Annotated in this window: 17 protein-coding genes; 2 read left to right on the top strand and 15 right to left on the bottom strand. The window is 73.1% G+C overall.

Translation table 11 applies throughout. The features are described 5' to 3' along the window. Positions 1–253: 253 nt before the first annotated feature. From VFZ92_RS36215 to VFZ92_RS36170, 10 genes are all read right to left on the bottom strand, one after another. Entirely contained in the window at positions 254–937 is a 684-nt protein-coding gene (locus VFZ92_RS36215) for a hypothetical protein (protein ID WP_330881464.1), read from the bottom strand. Between the two features lie 63 nt (positions 938–1,000). Next, entirely contained in the window at positions 1,001–1,747 is a 747-nt protein-coding gene (locus VFZ92_RS36210) for a type 1 glutamine amidotransferase domain-containing protein (RefSeq protein ID WP_330881462.1), read from the bottom strand. A 29-nt stretch (positions 1,748–1,776) separates the two neighbouring features. After that, positions 1,777–2,502: a dihydrofolate reductase family protein gene (locus tag VFZ92_RS36205; protein ID WP_330881460.1), complete on the bottom strand. Its 726-nt coding sequence runs from the start codon at positions 2,500–2,502 to the stop codon at positions 1,777–1,779. Between the two features lie 68 nt (positions 2,503–2,570). Then, entirely contained in the window at positions 2,571–3,800 is a 1,230-nt protein-coding gene (locus tag VFZ92_RS36200; RefSeq protein WP_330881459.1) for an RNA polymerase sigma factor, read from the bottom strand. Continuing rightward, positions 3,797–4,159, bottom strand: a complete 363-nt coding sequence (locus VFZ92_RS36195) for a YciI family protein (RefSeq protein ID WP_330881456.1) — start codon at positions 4,157–4,159, stop codon at positions 3,797–3,799. Before VFZ92_RS36195 ends, VFZ92_RS36200 begins: the two co-directional genes overlap by 4 nt. Beyond that, positions 4,156–4,308: a hypothetical protein gene (locus VFZ92_RS36190; protein ID WP_330881454.1), complete on the bottom strand. Its 153-nt coding sequence runs from the start codon at positions 4,306–4,308 to the stop codon at positions 4,156–4,158. Before VFZ92_RS36190 ends, VFZ92_RS36195 begins: the two co-directional genes overlap by 4 nt. Beyond that, positions 4,305–5,645 carry an NtaA/DmoA family FMN-dependent monooxygenase gene (locus VFZ92_RS36185; RefSeq protein WP_330881452.1) on the bottom strand — a complete coding sequence of 447 codons (1,341 nt, stop codon included), beginning with the start codon at positions 5,643–5,645 and terminating at the stop codon, positions 4,305–4,307. Before VFZ92_RS36185 ends, VFZ92_RS36190 begins: the two co-directional genes overlap by 4 nt. Before the next feature lie 7 nt (positions 5,646–5,652). Further along, positions 5,653–6,813 carry an LLM class flavin-dependent oxidoreductase gene (locus VFZ92_RS36180; protein WP_330881450.1) on the bottom strand — a complete coding sequence of 387 codons (1,161 nt, stop codon included), beginning with the start codon at positions 6,811–6,813 and terminating at the stop codon, positions 5,653–5,655. Between the two features lie 98 nt (positions 6,814–6,911). Beyond that, positions 6,912–7,310, bottom strand: coding sequence for an SRPBCC family protein (locus tag VFZ92_RS36175; RefSeq protein WP_330881470.1), 399 nt, complete (start codon positions 7,308–7,310; stop codon positions 6,912–6,914). Positions 7,311–7,361: 51 nt separating this feature from the next. Beyond that, a complete protein-coding gene (locus VFZ92_RS36170; protein WP_330881448.1) occupies positions 7,362–7,973 on the bottom strand; it encodes a TetR/AcrR family transcriptional regulator in 612 nt (203 codons plus the stop codon). A gap of 185 nt (positions 7,974–8,158) precedes the next feature. On the opposite strand from VFZ92_RS36170, the gene VFZ92_RS36165 reads away from it, so the two are divergent. Continuing rightward, positions 8,159–8,320: a hypothetical protein gene (locus VFZ92_RS36165; protein WP_330881446.1), complete on the top strand. Its 162-nt coding sequence runs from the start codon at positions 8,159–8,161 to the stop codon at positions 8,318–8,320. Here the strand turns inward: VFZ92_RS36165 and VFZ92_RS36160 are convergent. After that, the gene (locus tag VFZ92_RS36160; protein ID WP_330881444.1) at positions 8,284–9,495 is read right to left on the bottom strand and encodes an RNA polymerase sigma factor; all 1,212 of its coding nucleotides are present in this window, start codon (positions 9,493–9,495) and stop codon (positions 8,284–8,286) included. The genes VFZ92_RS36165 and VFZ92_RS36160 overlap by 37 nt on opposite strands. Beyond that, complete coding sequence (locus VFZ92_RS36155) at positions 9,492–9,863, bottom strand: YciI family protein (RefSeq protein WP_330881442.1); 372 nt, start codon at positions 9,861–9,863, stop codon at positions 9,492–9,494. The genes VFZ92_RS36160 and VFZ92_RS36155 overlap by 4 nt, the downstream gene beginning before the upstream one ends. Positions 9,864–9,972: 109 nt before the next feature. Between VFZ92_RS36155 and VFZ92_RS36150 the strand changes: the two genes are divergently transcribed. Next, on the top strand, positions 9,973–10,410 hold the full coding sequence (locus tag VFZ92_RS36150; protein ID WP_330881440.1) for an SgcJ/EcaC family oxidoreductase: 438 nt from the start codon (positions 9,973–9,975) through the stop codon (positions 10,408–10,410). 51 nt (positions 10,411–10,461) lie between these two features. Here VFZ92_RS36150 and VFZ92_RS36145 read toward each other — a convergent pair whose 3' ends face one another. Genes VFZ92_RS36145 through VFZ92_RS36135 form a run of 3 tightly spaced genes read right to left on the bottom strand, consistent with a single transcriptional unit; the run spans position 10,462 to position 13,297 of the window. Continuing rightward, positions 10,462–11,235 carry an ATP-binding cassette domain-containing protein gene (locus VFZ92_RS36145; protein WP_330881438.1) on the bottom strand — a complete coding sequence of 258 codons (774 nt, stop codon included), beginning with the start codon at positions 11,233–11,235 and terminating at the stop codon, positions 10,462–10,464. Further along, positions 11,232–12,251, bottom strand: a complete 1,020-nt coding sequence (locus tag VFZ92_RS36140) for an ABC transporter permease (protein WP_330881436.1) — start codon at positions 12,249–12,251, stop codon at positions 11,232–11,234. The genes VFZ92_RS36145 and VFZ92_RS36140 overlap by 4 nt, the downstream gene beginning before the upstream one ends. A 5-nt stretch (positions 12,252–12,256) precedes the next feature. Then, the gene (locus VFZ92_RS36135; protein WP_330881434.1) at positions 12,257–13,297 is read right to left on the bottom strand and encodes a substrate-binding domain-containing protein; all 1,041 of its coding nucleotides are present in this window, start codon (positions 13,295–13,297) and stop codon (positions 12,257–12,259) included. Positions 13,298–13,589 lie beyond the last annotated feature (292 nt).

Genomic DNA, 13,589 nt, shown 5'->3' with positions numbered 1-13,589 from the left:
GGCCTGGCTTCCGTGACAGCCGGGATGCCGCGACAGCCGGGCTTCCTCGGCAGCCGGGCTTCCTCGGCAGCCGGAATGCCTCAGCGACCGGAATGCCTCAGCGTCCGGCGTTCCGGGGCTTCTGGGGTTCCGCGGCGGTCGGGCAGGCACACCACCGGCATCCCGGCTCGGGCTGCCTCCCGTCAGCACCGCCCGCGCGTTTCACCGGGCACGGAGTCGAACCCCTGCGCGCCGGGGAGTCTCCGGGCAGGTGTCACGGGCGGGGGAGCAGTGCGGCCACCTCCGCCACGGCGTCGAGCACGTCCGGTGCCACCGCGCCGGTCGCCGTTTCGGCTTCCGCGATGGTGATCTCCTTCCCCTTGACGTCGGACCCGTAGTTGAGCCCGGTGAACCGGATGTCCGCCACGTCCAGCAGCGAACCCGCGAGCGGGCGGATGTCCCCGCTGCCCGGTCTGTCGATCACGGACTTGAAGTCCGACACCTCGCGTCTCGTGCGGAAACCCACCCACGCCACCGAGACGACCGCGCTGTTGCCCACGCCGTCGAGCACGGTGAACAGCACGCGGTCCAGCGACGTGCAGGGCGTGTGCAGGAAGAACTCCCGCACCTCGCCGTGCGACGCGACGAGGCACTCCGCGTCCTGCCTCACCGCCCTCTTCCCCTCGCGCAGACCCATCCGCCGCCAGGCCGCCCCGGAATCGCCCTTGCGCGCGGCCTTCCCGCTCTCCGCCTTGCGCACCACGAGGCTCTCACCGGCGGACGCTCCGCCGCCCGCCGCTCCGCCGCCGCCCGCCGAGGTCAGCACGCCCGTGCTGGTGCCCGTCGCGCCGGCACCGAACACACCCAGCGCCACCACCGCCACGCCCACCGGCGCCAGCCCGCTGCCTGCCTTGTCCGAACCGCCCCCGGCACCACCGATCCTGCGTCTGTTCGCCATGCGTCGATGGTCGCGACGAGCACCGACAAGAAAACGCGATTCGGCGGGTACCAACCCCCGGATTCACTCGTTCGGGTCGAGGAGTTCGAGGAAGCGGCGGCTGAACAGGTACGCGTCGCCCGGCCAGCGGGCCGACACGTAGTTGCCGTCGCGCACCGCGAACGCCGGGCCGTCGTCGGTCGCGGTGCCGCGCTCGGCCAGCGCCAGCGGGCCGCGGTCGAACCGGGTCGGCGAGTCCAGCGCCGCGACGACCTCGTCCTGCACGTACGCCGGGTACGTCCGGTAGTAGCGGCCACGCCGCCACGCGGTCAGGTAGTAGGCCGTGCGCTCCAGGTACTTCGGCAGGCACGTCGTGCGCCGGTCGGCGATCACCGACCGGCCGGTCGCCGGGTCGATCGTGCGGGCGAGCACGAGGACGCCGTGGCAGATGGCCCCGACCGGGCGGCCGAGGCGCCAGAACGCCAGCACGTGCGCCCGCAGCTCGGCGCTGCCGAGGTACTGCCGCATCCCCGGCGCGTGCCCGCCGGGGAGCAGCAGGCCGTCGTGGGCGTCGGGTTCGAGGTCGGACCACCTCACCGGGCTCCGGTAGGCCTCGTCGTCGAGCAGTTCCCGGTAGAACCGCCGCGGCTCCGGTTCCGCGCCGAGCTGACCGAACAGGACGCCGGTGAGCAGCAGCGGGTCGGCGGCCGGGGTCGTGCCGCGCTCGGTGGCGAACACGACCTCGTGGCCCGCGTCGCGCAGCAGCCGCCACGGCACGGCCACCTCGGTCACGTCGAAGTCGCGGTCGGGCAGCGGAACGAGGACTCGCATGGTGGTTGTCTACCAAACCCGCGCCGTCGTCAGGCGCGTGGAGCGGGGTCGGTCGTCGCAACGACCTCGACGGGACCGCCGCCGCGACCGCGGTCGTCGAGCACCAGCGGCGCGCGACCGCGCACCGAGTAGCGCAGGTGCGTGACCCGCGGGGTGTGGACGACCCTGGTGGGCACGAGTTCGACGGCCTCCTTGGACGGCAGGTCGAGGACGTCCAGCAGGCGCAGGCCCCTGCCGAGCACGACCGGCACCACGTGCAGTTCCAGCTCGTCCAGCAGACCGGCGTCGAGCACCTGCCGCACGAGGTCGCCGCCGCCCGCGACGGCGACGTCCTTGCCGTTCGCCGCGGCACGGGCCCGCTCCACCGCGGCGGCGACGCCGTCGGTCACGTAGGTGAAGCTGGTGCCGCCCCGCCGCCGCAGCACCGGGCGGGGCCGGTGGGTCACGACGAAGACCGGCGCGCGGAACGGGGGTTCGTCGCCCCACGGCCCCTCGCCGCCGTCGGCCATGCGCCGCCCCATCACGTACGCGCCCGCCGACGCGAAGGTCTCCGCGATGATGTCGGAGTTCACGTCCGGCTCGCCGCCCGCGAAGCCCTGGCGTTCGCGCCACGCCGACGCCTCGGCCGCCCAGCGCGTGACGCGGAAGAAGCCCGCGGCCTCCTCCGAGGCCAGCCAGTCACCCCCGCCGTCGTGCCTCGGTCCGGCGTAGAAGCCGTCCAGCGACACGGACACCTGCGCTGTCACCCTGGTCATGTCGAACTCCTCGGTCCACGGCGCCCGGTGGGCGCGTTCGCAGTGGATCGGAGCCGTCGCGGCGACTTCTACGTCCGGTTCGTCAGGACTTCCTCGGCCCGTCCCAGCAGGAACCGCCGCTCGGGGTGGCTGCCCGCCAACCGGGCCGCCTCCTGGAAGCACGCGGAGGCCGCGGACCGGTCCCCGGCCTGGTCGAGCAGGTGGGCGCGAACGGCCAGCAGGCGGTGGTTGCCCGCGAGGACCCCGGTCTCCAGGTCGCGGACGGCCTCCAGCCCCGCCGCGGGGCCGTGGACCATCCCGAGCGCGACGGCCCGGTTGAGCGACGCGACCGGGTTGGGCGCCAGTCGGTCCAGCAGGTCGTACAGGGCGAGGACCTGCGGCCAGTCGGTGGTCTCGACGGAGTCCGCCTCGTCGTGCAGCGCGGCGATGGCCGCCTGCACCTGGTACGGGCCGAGCGGGAGCGTCGCCAGGCTGTGGTGCAGCAGCGCCGTCGCCTCGGCGATGGCCGTGCGGTCCCAGAGCGACCGGTCCTGCTCGGCCAGCGGGACCAGGACGCCGTCCGGCCCCGTGCGAGCCCGGCCGCGCGCCTCGGTGAGCCGCATCAACGCGAGCAGGCCCGCGGTCTCGCCGGAGTCGGGGAGGCGGTCGCGCAGGTCGCGGGTGAGCCGGAGGGCCTGCCGGGTGAGGTCGACCCGGTGCAGGTCGGGACCGGCGCTGGCGCTGTAGCCCTCGTTGAACACCAGGTACAGCACGTGCAGCACGACCCGCAGCCGAGGCTCGGGTTCCGGCGGCAGCTCGAACCGGGCCCCCACCTCGCGGAGGCGCTGCTTCGCGCGGGAGATCCGCTGGCCCATGGTCTTCTCGGGCACGAGGAACGCCGCCGCGATCTCCGGCGTGGTGAGCCCGCCGACGGCCCGCAGCGTCAGCGCCACCTGCGACGGCTCCGTCAACGCGGGGTGGCAGCACAGGAACAGCAGTTCGAGCAGGTCGTCGCGCACCGGTTCCGCGTCCGCGGGCGCGGCGACCAGCGCGTCGCGCGGGGTGGCGTCCAGCACCGCCAGCTCACGCCGTTCGCGCGCGGCGTCACCGCGCACCTGGTCGACGTACCGCCGCTGGGCGACCGTGGTGAGCCAGCCCCGCGGGTGTTCGGGCGCACCGGCCCGCGTCCACGCCTCCGAGGCGGCGATCAGCGCCTCCTGCACGGCGTCCTCGCAGCGGGCGAAGTCGCGGTGGCGGCGCACGAGCGTGCCGAGCACGCGGGGGGCGAGGTCCCGCAGGAGGTCCTCGACCGCGGTCACCGGCCGCGCACCATCAGCGGCCACACCTCCAGGCCGCCGCCGACCCCCTCGGCGAAGCGGATCCCCGGATAGGACTTCGCGATCTCCAGCGCGCGGTCCTCGCTCTCGACGTCGACCACGAACATCGAGCCGACGTACTCCTTCGCCTCCAGGTACGGGCCGTCGGTGACGACCGGCGCGCCCGCCCCCGTCCGCACGGAGCGCGCCCGCGGGACGAGGCCCTCGGCCATGACCAGCTCGCCCGACTCGCGCAGCTCCTGGTTGAACGCGTCGACGCGGTCGATGAGCGCCGCGAGGTCGGCGGGCGGGAGGCTGTTCCAGACGGTCTCGTTGCCGTAGATCAGCATGAGGTACTTCACGGCCCCATCGTGCCGGCGCGGGCGTGGACGGGCGCGGCGGCACCCGGTGTGCGGGCGATGACGAACGCCCGGCCCCCGGACTCCGCGAGGTGGGCGTGGGCGCCGGTCAGCGAGTCCAGGACCGCGTCCTCGGGTGGTAGCGGCGTCACGGGCGCAGACCGAGGTGCGACCGCAGGGTGGTGCCCTCGTACTCGGTGCGGAACACGCCGCGCTCCTGGAGCAGCGGCACGACCTTGTCGGCGAACTCGTCCAGCCCGCCGGGGGTGATGTGCGGGACCAGGATCACGCCGTCGGAGGCGTCCTCCTGCACCGCGCGGTTGATCGTCTCGGCGACGGTCGCCGGTGAGCCGATGAAGGTCTGCTCGCCGGACACGTGGATGGCGAGGTCGCGGATGGACAGACCCTTGGCCTCGGCCAGTTCCCGCCACTGCCGGGCGACCGCGAACGGGTCGCGGTGCTGCCGCACGCTCGCCCTGCCCTTCACGACGGTGTTCTCGCCCGCGACCGGGTCGACGTCGGGCAGCGGGCCGTCCGGGTCGTAGCCGCTGAGGTCGCGGTTCCACACCTCCTCCAGCAGGCGGATCGCGGTGGGGCCGCTGGTCTGCTGCCGCCGCACCTCGGCCGCGAGGTCCTGGGCCTCGGCGTCCGTGTCGCCCAGCACGAAGGTCGCGGCGGGCAGCACCAGCAGGTCCTCGTGCTCGCGCCCGTACCTGGCCAGCCTGCCCTTGACGTCGGCGTAGAACGCCTGGCCAGCGGTGAACTCGCCGTGCCTGCTGAAGATCGCGTCCGCGGTGGCGGCGGCGAACTCGCGGCCGCCGTCGGAGTCACCGGCCTGGAAGATCACCGGACGGCCCTGGGGGCTGGTGGGGACGGCGAAGCGCCCCTCGATGGCGAAGTGGTCGTCGTGGTGGGTGAACGCCCCGGCGGCGGGATCGCTCACGAACCGGCCGCTCTCCCGGTCGGCGAGCACCTCCACGCCGTTCCACGAGTCGAACAGCTCCCACGCCGTGCGCATGAACCGCTCGGCCCGCTCGTAGCGCTGGTCGGCGGGCAGGAACCCGCCGCGGCGGAAGTTCTCGCCGGTGAACGCGTCCCACGACGTCACGACGTTCCACGCCGCCCGCCCGTCGGACAGGTGGTCGAGCGTCGCGAACTGCCGGGCCACCTCGTAGGGCTCGTTGAACGTGGAGTTGATCGTCCCGGCCAGCCCGAGCCGGTCGGTCACGGCGGCGAGCGCGGCCAGCACGGTGAACGTGTCGGGCCGCCCGACCACGTCCAGGTCGTGGATCCGGCCCGCGTACTCGCGCAGCCGCAGCCCCTCGGCCAGGAACAGGAAGTCGAACTTGGCGCGCTCCGCGGTCTTCGCGAGGTGTTCGAACGAGCTGAAGTCGATGTGGCTGCCCGACCGCGGGTCGCTCCACACCGTCGTGTTGTTCACGCCGGGGAAGTGCACGGCCAGGTGGACCTGCTTGCGCGGCTTGGTCATGTCGTCCTCACGCGGGGGCGTAGCGGTTGGCGGGGCGGGGCAGGCCGAGCAGCCCGCGCAGGGTGCCGGCCTCGTACTCCGTGCGGAAGGCGCCGCGGCGCTGGAGCTCCGGCACCAGCGCGCGGGTGATCGCCTCCAGGTCGTGCGGCACGGCGCCGGGCCGCAGCCGGTACCCGGTCAGCCCCGCCTCCCGCCACCCGAGCAGCAGGTCCGCGAGTTCGCCCGCCGTGCCGGTGAACACCAGCGCGTCGGAGGTGAAGTCCTGGCCCGCCAGGGAGTCCAGCCGCTCCTTGCGCGACGCCGCCGCGCCCGGCACGTCGTCCAGGAACACCACCAGTTCGCCGAACACGTGCGACACCCCCGCCACCTCGGCGAGGATCCGGTGCACGTCGGCGGTCTCGAACGGCGTCACGTGCACGACGTCGGCCGCCCGGACCGCCAGCCGGTAGGCCGGACCGGCGTGCGCCAGCACGCTCACGACCGGCTGCCCCTGCGGTGGCCTCGGGGTGATCGACGGACCGCGCACGGAGAACCAGCGGCCCTCGAAGTCGATCCGGTGCAGCTTCTCCCGGTCCACGAACCGCCCGGTGGCGGTGTCGCGGATCTCGGCGTCGTCCTCCCAGCTGTCCCACAGCCGCCGGACGACCTCGACGTGGTCGGCCGCCTCCTCGAACAGGTCCACGAGCAGGGGGTCGGTCGGGTCGACGCCCTCCAGCACCGGCACGTCGCGGCGGCCGAAGTGCCTGGCGTCGCTGGACCTCGCGGACACCACGGGCCGGAACCCGGCCCGCCCGAGGCTCACGTGGTCCACGGTCGCGACGGCCTTCGACAGGTGGAACGGCTCGGTGTGCGTCACGACCGCCGACGGCACGAGTCCGATGCGGCTGGTCCTCGGCGCGACGCGCGCGGCGATCAGCACCGCGTCCAGCCGTCCGCGCACCTGGTCGACCCGGTCGTCGTGCCCGTCGAGCAGCGTCGACTGCGGGCCGAGGGAGTCCTCGATCGTCACGAAGTCGAGCAGCCCCCGCTCGGCTTCCCCGACGAGGTCCGTCCAGTACCGCCCGGAGAACAGCTCCCGCGGCCTCGCGTCGGCCTCGCGCCAGGCGGCCGGGTGCCAGCCCGCGCCGTCGAGCGCTACCGCGAGGTGCAGTGGTGACCTGCCTGGCATGCCGACCCTCTTCTCACCCGAACTCGCCGTCCCCGCCAGGGTCGCAGCGAGGAGGGGGATCGCGCTGCGACGTCCGGGATGCGGGAGACCTGGTCGGGTCAGACTTTTCGTGCTAGCGCCAGCGCCATGACCTGCGAGCCGCGTTCGACGCGCAGCCGGACCTCGGGCGCGCGGTCGTCCGGCAGCACGTCGGTGGTCCACACGACCAGGCTGCCGCCCGGCCCGTCGGCGAACACCTCGAACGAGGCGTGGTGGTGCTCCAGCTCCGGCCGGGAACCCTCGACGACGGCGTACGCGAGCCGTCGCGCCCGGTCGTCCACGGTGACGATCAGCTCGTGCACGACCCAGCCGTCGGCCATCGTCAGGTACCGGTGCGAGCCCTCGACCCTGGTCGCCGTCACGTAGCCGGGGATGAGCCGCTCGTGCACCGCCCCCACCTCGCGCAGGCCCGCCCACACGTGCTTCGGGTGGGCGTCGACCGTGAACGACTGGCGGATGGTGGCGATGCGGTCAGCCTACCGGTCCTCCGCGAGGGGCCGGGCGCCGCGTCACGGCCGCTTGAGCTGCTTGCGGTTGGCCGCCAGGACCTCGTCGGACAGCGCGGGGTCGTCCTCGGCGACGGCGCGGGAGACCACCATCGCGCCGACCATCTGGCAGAACAGGGCCACCGCCTGCTCGCGCGCCTCCGCGGGGGTCGGCTCGGCGCCGGACTGGCGCGCGCGATCGAGCACCATCTCGGTGATGCCGCTGAAGTACCCGTCCAGCCCGCGTCGGTACTCGGCCTGGAACGCGGCGCCGTGGCGGCCCGCGTCGGCGGCCAGGGCGGCCGAGGGGCAGCTGGTCTCCGGGTGGTCGCGGTGGTCGGCCGTCAGGTACCCGTCGACCAGGTCGTTCAGGGCCGCCCGCGCGGAGCGGGGGTGTGCCCCGCGGACGGCGGCGAGCGCGGCGAGCGAGTCGGCGAAGCCCTGGCGGTAGACCTCCAGGGCGAGGTCCTCCTTCGAGGAGAAGTGGTTGTAGAAACCCCCGTGCGTCATGCCGGCGGCCTTCATCAGCTCCTCGATGCCGATCCCGTCGACGCCGCGCAGCCGGAAGCCCTCGCCCGCGGCCCGGACGATCTTCTCGCGGTTGAGCTTCTTCTGCTCCTGGGTGATGCGTGGCACCTCGGACACCTCCTCGACAAGACGGCACCGCCGCGCGCCGGGGTCGGCTTCCGGCCCGTCGCGATGATATCCGACATCAAAAGGGGCGCTCCTGCTCGACTGGCAATGAGGTAAGGCAACATCAAAGAGCGAATCGGCGGCCCGTCCCCGGCCCCGGACGCCCTCGAACACGGCAGGAGAAGCACGTGAAGGCCCTCGCCTGCGCGAAGGTCCACCCGCCCGACGCGTTCGCCGGGCTCGGAGGGGTCGACCTGGTGCTGTCCACGGCGGGGACCGTCGGCGACGCCGGGAAGACCGTGATCACCGTCCGCTACCGGGGGCGCGAGCGGGCCCTGACCTCCAGGTAGCGCCGCTCCGGGAGGCTCGACGTCGTCCGCGCCGCCCTGAGGTAGTGCTCCCGCGCCGCGCCGTGGTCGCCCGCCAGGTCGAGCAGGTGGGCGCGCACCGCGTGCACGCGGTGGTGGCCCGCCAGCGCCCGGTCGGCCTCGGCAGCGGCCAGCAGCGCCAGCGCGGGCAGCGGGCCGTGGACCATGGCGTGGGCCACGACGCGGTTGAGGGTGACCATCGGGCCGGGAGCCGCCGCGTCGAGGAGGTGGTAGAGGCCCAGGATCTGGCGCCAGTCCGTGTCCTCCGCGCGCTCGGCCTCGTCGTGCACGGCGGCTATCGCGGCCTGGAGCTGGTACGGGCCGACGGGCGCGGAGGCGAGCGAGGCCGTGATCAGCTCCACGCCCTCGGCGATGGCCCCGGCGTCCCACCTGCCGCGGTCCTGCTCGGCCAGCGGCACCAGCGCGCCGTCGTCGAGCGTCCTGGCCGGACGGCGGGCGTCGGTGAGCAGCATCAGGGCGAGCAGGCCGGTCACCTCGCCGTCGTCCGGCAGCCGGGCGTGGAGCTGCCTGGTCAGCCTGATCGCCTCGGACGTGAGGTCGACGCGGTTGAGGGACGGCCCGGAACTGGCGGTGTAGCCCTCGTTGAAGACCAGGTAGAGCACCTGGAGCACGGCCGAGACCCGGTCGGGGAACTCCTCCGGCGGCAGGTGGAACCGGGCGCCGCTCGACCTGATCCGCTGCTTGGCCCGGCTGATCCGCTGGCCCACGGTCGACTCCGGCACGAGCAGCGCGCGGGCGATCTCGGCGGTGGTGAGCCCGCCGACCGCGCGCAGGGTCAGCGCCACCTGCGACGCCCCGGTCAGCGACGGGTGGCAGCACAGCAGCAGGAGCGCCAGGGTGTCGTCCACGGCGGGCGGCGGCTCCGGGTCGGGGACGGCCCGCGCGGCCACCGCCTCCTCGCGGCGCCTGCGGGCGCTCTCGGAACGCCACAGCTCCGTCCGGCGGCGGGACGCGACGGTGACCAGCCACGCCCTCGGGTTGTCCGGGACGCCCTCGACTGGCCACTGGAGCGCCGCCGCGAGCAGCGCTTCCTGCACGGCGTCCTCGCACGTGTCGAACCCGCCGTAGCGGCGGACGAGCGCCCCGAGGACCTGGGGCGCGAGGTCGCGCACCAGGTCCTCGAACGGTGTCCTCACAGGTCCCAGGCGCTCATGTCGAGCACCGGCCGCACCTCGACCGCGCCGGTGGCCGCGTCCGGCGTGCGGGCGGCGATCTCGACGGCGCGCTCGTAGCTCTCGACGTCGACCAGGTAGAAGCCCGCCAGGTGCTCCTTGGCCTCGGCGAACGGTCCGTCGCTGGTCAGGGTCTCGCCGCCGCGCACCGACACCGTCCTCGCCAGTTCCACGTCGGCCAGGCCCTCCGACACGACCAGCTCGCCGGACTCGGCCAGCGCCTCCGTCAGCTCCAGGTGCCCCTTGCCGAGGGCGTACCGCTGGTCGTCGTCCATGGTCTCCCAGAGCGCCCTGGACCTCGGGTTGCTGTGGATCAGGATCAGGTACTTCACGGCTGCCTCCGACGCGGTTCGAGGATGTCCTCCACCCGTTGTGTCGAAGCCGGGCGGCTCGCTTCGACGTCTCCGGTGACATCGATCCGGACGACCCGAGGAGCACATCATGACCAGCGACGTCGAGCAGATCCAGACCGTGGTGAAGGCCGTGGAGGCCGCGATGGAGGCGAAGGACGTGGACCGCCTGCTGGCCCGCTACACCGCCGACGCCGTCACGTTCGACCTGGCGCCGCCGCTGCGCCGCGTCGGGCAGGAGGCGCTCGACGCCGAGGGCCTGGCCGCGTGGTTCGCGGGGTTCGACGGCCCGGTCCACTACGCGGTGGTCGACCTGGAGGTCACCGCGGGGGAGGACGTGGCGTTCTGCCACGCGCTCAACCGGATGGCGTCCACGCCGAACGGGTCGCCGGAGGGGTTCGTGATGTGGTTCCGGATGACCGCGGGCCTGCGCAAGGAGGACGGCCGGTGGCGCATCGCCCACGAGCACACGTCCACGCCGTTCCACATGGACGGGTCCTTCCGGGCCGCCACCGACCTGGAGCCGTAGGCGGGGGTCCGTTCGGGACCGCCGCGCGCGGTCCCGAACGGGGTCGGGCCGTCAGCTCGCCCCGTCCTCGACCTCCACCGCCCCGGTCATGATCGCCACCGCGTCGGACATGGAGATCGACCGCGGGTCCACCACGGCCTTGCGGCGGCCGAGCCGCTGGATGTGGACGCGGTCGGCGACCTCGAACACGTGCGGCATGTTGTGGCTGATCAGGATCACCGGCAGGCCGCGGTCGCGCACCTGGAGGATCAGGTCCAGCACCGCCCGCGACTCCCGCACGCCGAGGGCGGCCGTGGGCTCGTCCATGATCACGACGCGGCTGCCGAACGCCGCCGCGCGGGCGACGGCGACGGCCTGGCGCTGACCGCCGGACAGGGTCTCCACGGCCTGACCGGGGTTCTGGATGGTCATGATGCCGAGCGCGTCGAGCTGCCGCTTGGCCTCCTCGCGCATCCCGCCGCGGTCGAGCATCCGGAACACCGAGCCGAGCACACCGGGACGGCGGCGTTCGCGGCCGAGGAACAGGTTCGCGGCGATGTCCAGCGACGGCGCGACCGCGAGGCTCTGGTGCACCGTCTCGATGCCCGCGGCCCGCGCGTCGACGGGGTTGGCGAACGACACGGGCTCGCCGTCGAGCAGGATCGTGCCCTCGTCCGGCACGACCGCCCCGCACAGCGCCTTGATGAGGCTCGACTTCCCGGCGCCGTTGTCGCCGATGACGGCGAGGATCTCGCCCTGCTCCAGGTCCAGGTCGGCGCCCGCCAGCGCGGTGACCCTCCCGTACCGCTTGACCAGTCCCCGTGCCCGCAGGATCGGCGTGGTCATGGCTTCACCTTCCGGATCCACTGGTCGATCGAGACCGCGGCGATGATCAGGACGCCGACCGCGAACGTCTGCCACAGCACGTCCACACCCGCCAGCGCCAGGCCGTTGCGGAACACGCCGACGATCAGCGCGCCGATCAGCGACCCGACGATCGCGCCGCGCCCGCCGAACAGGCTGGTGCCGCCGATGACGACCGCCGTGATGGAGTCGAGGTTCTCGAACTGGCCCGCCTGCGGGCTCGCGGAGGCGATGCGCCCGATGAGGATCCACGCGCCCAGCGCGTAGATCGCGCCCGCCGTGGCGTACACGCTGAGCAGCACGCGCGTGGTGCGGATGCCGGACAGGCGCGAGGCCTCCGGGTCGTCGCCGGTCGCGTAGACGTGCCTGCCCCACGAGGTGTTCGTCAGCACGAACGCCATCGCCGCCACCAGGAGCACCATGATGACCGACCCGTGGGTGATCCGGGTCGTGCCGACGCTGAACGTCTCACCGGTCCACAGCAGCAGCGACGGCATGTCGCCGCCGCGGATCGTCGCGCTCTCGGAGTACCAGAGGTTCAGCGCGAAGAACACGTTGAGCGTGCCGAGGGTGACGATGAACGGCGGCAGCGCGAGCCGCGTGACGAGCAGGCCGTTGACCAGACCGCACACGGTGCCGAGCACGAAGCCCAGCAGCAGCGCGGGAAGGCCGGGCAGCCCGGTCTCGGCGGCGACCTTCGCCATCACGATCGACGTGAGGACCATGATCGCCCCGCAGGACAGGTCGATGCCCGCGGTGAGGATGACGACGGTCTGGCCCACGGCGAGGGTGCCGACGACCGCGACCTGTTGCAGGATCAGGGAGATGTTGGCCGGCTGGAGGAACCGCTCGGACAGCAGGGCGAACACGACGATCGCGATCAGCAGGACGACCGCCGGGCCGATGGTGGCCCTGGCGTGCAGGAGGTGTTGCAGGCGCGACAGCGGCGACCGCGAGGTCCGCTCGTCGCCGGTCGGCGCGGGTGCGGTGGTGGTCATGGCGGTCAGCCCCAGCAGTTCTGCAGGCCCCAGGCGGAGTCCTTCGACTCCACGCCGGGGACGGGGTGGTCGGTGATGAGCGTGACGCCGGTGTCGACGAAGGCCTTGCCCGCCGTGTTCTCCGGTTTCGTCCCGTCCTCCGCGAACCTCGACACCGCCTCGACGCCCATCTGCGCCATCTTCACCGGGTACTGCTGCGAGGTCGCGCCGATGATCCCGTCCTCGACGTCGCCGACACCGGGGCAGCCGCCGTCGACGGACACGATGACGACGTCCTTCTCCTTGCCCGCCGCCTTGAGCGCCTCGTACGCGCCCGCCGCCGCGGGCTCGTTGATCGTGTAGACGAGCGTGATGCCCGCGTCCTTCTGGAGCAGGTTCTCCATCGCGGTGCGCCCGCCCTCGGGGGCGCCGTCGGTGACGTCGTGGCCGACGATCCTCGGGTCGGACTCGTCGCCGATCCGGCCCTTGTCCTTCACGTCGACGCCGAAGCCCTCCAGGAAGCCCTGGTCCCGCTGCACGTCGACGGACACCTGGTTCGGGCTCAGGTCGAGCAGCGCGATCCTCACCGGCTTGCCCGACCGCTCGAACGTCGTCTTCGCCCACCTCCCGATCAGCAGGCCCGCCTGGTAGTTGTCGGTGGCGAACGTGGCGTCGGCGGCGTCGGCGGGCTCCAGCTGCGTGTCCAGCGCGATGACCAGCAGTCCGGCCTGGCGGGCCTTGTCCACCGACGGCACGATGCCCTTGGAGTCGTTCGGCGTGATGAGCAGGCCCTTGGCGCCCGCGCCGATCAGGTTCTCGATCGCGTCCACCTGGGACTGGTTGTCGCCGTCCTGCCTGCCCGCGAACGCCTGGAGCTTCGCGCCCGTCGTGCCCGCGGCCTGCTCGGCGCCGTCCTTCATCTTGACGAAGAACGGGTTGGTGTCGGTCTTGGTGACGAGCCCGACCAGGACCTCGCCGCCGGAGGAACCACCGCCGCACCCCGCTGTCGGCAGCAGCAGCGCGGACAGCGCCACCACCGCCGCGGACGCCCGCCCGTTCTTGGTCATCTTCGCCTCCCGAACGTTGTCGACGGCACCGTCGATGAATCGGTCAACCAGGCGTGTTCGAGCCGATCCCGATGTTTCGCGCATTGACGACTTCGTGACAAGCGCGGCTTTTTAACAGTGCGAATTCGGCTGTTCAGCGGTACGGAACGGTGAATCGGCCCGGCCGAAGTGAATTGCGGGTCATGAGCGGACAAGAACCGCCGCACGTCTTGCCCGAGTTCGCCGCCGACCGGTAGTCACAGGGGGGAACCCCGCCACCGGTCGGACGGAGGTCAGCCCGTGACCGCTGCTC

The sequence above is a fragment of the Umezawaea sp. genome, from assembly GCF_036375055.1.
Classification (GTDB): Bacteria; Actinomycetota; Actinomycetes; order Mycobacteriales; family Pseudonocardiaceae; genus Umezawaea.
This window is presented reverse-complemented; position numbering and strand designations above follow the sequence as displayed.